This window comes from Colwellia marinimaniae, from assembly GCF_002207865.1.
Classification (GTDB): domain Bacteria; phylum Pseudomonadota; class Gammaproteobacteria; order Enterobacterales; family Alteromonadaceae; genus Colwellia; species Colwellia marinimaniae.
The window spans coordinates 1-1,089 of the sequence record NZ_BDQM01000088.1 but is presented as its reverse complement, the minus strand read 5'-3'; the positions used below and the strand labels follow the sequence as shown (position 1 = coordinate 1,089).

Below are 1,089 nucleotides of genomic sequence, written 5' to 3'. Positions count from 1 at the left end.
AAAGTATAAAAAACGAACAAAAAGAAGTCGCTTAACAAAATTAGGGTAAACAGTGCCAACTATCTTGAAAAACACCGATTTTGTGCTTCACTCCATTTTACAGCAGTACTGTACATTTGATTTACTGGAACTAAGCCTTTACCATCCAAGCTTTCCCTTGCTTCACCTGTCTGAATATTAGTGGTAGCTCTTTTATTAGTAAGCACATCAAACCTCTTAATAAGACCACTGATAAGACCGTCACCGTAGTCCAATATTGTTTTATCATTGAATGGCTCATTTGTCTTCAACTTATCCTCCAAGTATTTATATCTCATTGTTTGTATAATATTTTGAGCAGCTTCAAAAGTAACTAGCGCGGTATCGATTCCAAATTGCTCACCAACAAAAGTAGTTATACAACTCCATTTATTTTTCGACTCGTTCATTGGCATATACAGCGTAAATATCCCTAAGTTCCTAGCTATAGCATTGACTAAACTTCTCTCTCTTTGAAGATTAAATATAAGGAGATGTTCAACCTCATTCATATCTTCTTTAGCTTTATCTAAGTCAAGTTCAATCAGACCATAAGCTTCCATCATCTTACTTGCTCGAATCATAGCTTGAGTTGCTTCATGCTCACTAGAATTCCTAGCTGCAAGTGCTAAATATTTATTAATTTTCTTCTTCACAACCGCAAGGTCGTTTTTGTTTATTTCTCTACTCATCATATTATCCTTAGAATTTGTCTGGCTTGGATTCGGAATAAATTTTAAAATCCAACGAATGTGTTTTTTAAAAGCTATAAAACCAATAAGGATAACAAGCCGAATATTACCAGAGCCACCAATACGCCTACGGTGTTAATTACTAATCCAACGGCCTTCTCACTGTCCTGTGTAAACAAAAAGTAAAAGCAAAAAAGTAAACCTAATATGAATATTGGAAATGCTAAGTGGAACATGGTGCATCCTCTTGGCTGGTTAGAGGGCGGAAAATCCATCGATTGTTGTTTTGTAGGTGGCTCATACGGTGTTTTTCAAGATAGTTGGCACTGTTTACCCTAATTTTGTTAAGCGACTTCTTTTTGTTCGTTTTTTATACTTT

At 35.3% G+C, this 1,089-nt stretch carries 2 protein-coding genes; one reads left to right on the top strand and one right to left on the bottom strand.

Translation table 11 applies throughout. The annotated features are described in order from the left end of the window. Nucleotides 1-59: 59 nt before the first annotated feature. A complete protein-coding gene (locus tag MTCD1_RS18265) occupies nt 60-710 on the bottom strand; it encodes a DUF2786 domain-containing protein (RefSeq protein ID WP_057180705.1) in 651 nt (216 codons plus the stop codon). A gap of 207 nt (nt 711-917) precedes the next feature. Between MTCD1_RS18265 and MTCD1_RS22170 the strand changes: the two genes are divergently transcribed. Beyond that, complete coding sequence (locus MTCD1_RS22170) at nt 918-1,049, top strand: hypothetical protein (RefSeq protein WP_268807368.1); 132 nt, start codon at nt 918-920, stop codon at nt 1,047-1,049. Nucleotides 1,050-1,089: the final 40 nt, after the last annotated feature.